Source organism: Aporhodopirellula sallentina SM41 (assembly GCF_000346505.1).
Classification (GTDB): Bacteria; Planctomycetota; Planctomycetia; order Pirellulales; family Pirellulaceae; genus Rhodopirellula; species Rhodopirellula sallentina.
This window is the reverse complement of record NZ_ANOH01000100.1, coordinates 1-1,829: the sequence shown is the minus strand read 5'-3', so window position 1 is coordinate 1,829 and position 1,829 is coordinate 1. Positions and strand designations below refer to the sequence as shown.

Sequence of the window (1,829 nt, the reverse complement as noted above, 5' to 3'; positions counted from 1 at the left end):
GCTGCCTCGGATCGCCAAGTAGGCCATGTTGAAGGGTTCTGAATTGTCGCCCGGGTTGAGTCGCCCGAGAGCCATCAGATCTTGAATAGAAATGCCGAGTCGCTCTTCTGCATATCGCTTCAGATACAGCTCGATGAGTTCCGGTGCAAAACGATCAAATCCGGCTTCCACCGCTGTGTGAGTGGTGAAGAGATTTCCTGCACGCGTCACAGTCAACGCCACTTCAAATGGCTGTCCCGATGTCTCCATAAAAGCGCGGGCACGTTCCAACACGGCAAATGCGGCGTGTCCTTCGTTCAAGTGACACACGTCTGGGGAAATGCCCAGTTTCTGTAGCAATCGCCATCCACCGATCCCAAGGATCATCTCTTGCTTCAAACGTAGATCCTGGCCACCACCATACAACTCACTCGTGATCCCTCGATGCTCGGGAAAGTTCGCTGCGTCGTTGCTGTCAAGCAAGTACAGGTTCACTCGGCCAACTTGAACCTGCCACGCTCGCAGCCAAACGGAATAACCCGGCAGACTGATCTTCAACCGCAACCACTCCCCGTCTGCATCACGAAGCGGGCGGATCGGCAATTGACCGGGATCGTTGTAGGGATAAAGAGCATGCTGTTGCCCCGCCCCGTCGATGGCTTGACGAAAGTAGCCTTGTTGATATAGCAATCCGACCGCAAAAACGGGCACGCCCAAGTCACTGGCTGCCTTCAATTGATCGCCGGCCACGTTTCCAAGACCGCCGGAATAGATTGGCAACGCATCACTGAGCATGTACTCCATGCAAAAGTACGCCGCACACTTCAAAGGCGAATCGGCGTGCGTATGTTGGAACCACGCCGGTTGCTCAGCCGTTTGCCGCCGTGCGTCTAATAACGCATCGACCTTGGATCGAAAATCGGTATCATCGAGAACATATTCGATGCGTTGACGCGAGACCGTTTGCAACACCACCCAAGGATTGTGGGTGATCTCCCAAAGCTCTTCATCCAATCGTCGCCAAACCACATCGGTCGCGTGATTCCACGATGACCGCAGGTCCAACGCCAACTCTGCCAAAGACTCAAAGCCGTCGATCTCGATGGGCAGCAGATCGTAAACCGGATGAACGTGCCGTGGGTTGTCAGACATGGCTATTCCGCCAGCCAATCGCGAGCTTGGTCGATTTCGCTAACGTCAAAGTAGCGGATTTTGGCAGTCGTGAACGGCTTGCAGAAGACCGCCATTCCGCGTTCCCATTTCTTGTCGCCGACAATCGCCAGTCGTTCGATGTCGTTGAAATGCTTGACGTCGAATTTGATGTCTTGCCACATCGCTCCCGCATCCCAACCGTGGAAGTCGTGCATTGCAAACAGAATACGAATCTTTCCGCACTCTTCGATCTGGCGTTCCACCGAAGGTAGGAAGAGTTCGTAGGCTGCTTTATCCAGTTTCCCGGTTACTTGGATTTCCAGAAAGTTGCCTTCTTGAATTTCGCTTAGTTCAACAGACATCGGTACACCTTGTTTGGCTGGAGCGTTTATCGAGATACATGTCGCTCCGGATACGACCGGACGCATTTGGATCGGCCGGTAGGAACCGGCCCTACATCCCACTTCGAATTGCTCTAGCTGTTGATAAGAAATCGTCACGGGAGCCGATGATGCAGATTCAATGCCAAATCGGGAATGCCGCTAAATGCCGCATCCAACATGGGCACGAGGCGCGCATCGCGACAACGCCTGTGCAAATAAGGGCAGTGACATGCAAGATGTTTCCTTGCAGTACTTGTTTACCGTGCCGCGATGGGCAGAGGCAGGGCAAGCGGGCTCGTCGCGGTCAATTGACAG

The 1,829-nt window shown here is 53.9% G+C and carries 2 protein-coding genes; both read right to left on the bottom strand.

Going from position 1 to position 1,829, the window contains the following annotated elements:
• A partial coding sequence (glgP, locus tag RSSM_RS05885; protein ID WP_008675609.1) for an alpha-glucan family phosphorylase occupies window positions 1-1,131 on the bottom strand: 1,131 nt, incomplete at its 3' end.
• Between the two features lie 2 nt (window positions 1,132-1,133).
• Window positions 1,134-1,493 (bottom strand): SpoIIAA family protein, encoded by a 360-nt coding sequence (locus RSSM_RS05880; protein WP_008675608.1) that lies wholly within the window; start codon window positions 1,491-1,493, stop codon window positions 1,134-1,136.
• Window positions 1,494-1,829 lie beyond the last annotated feature (336 nt).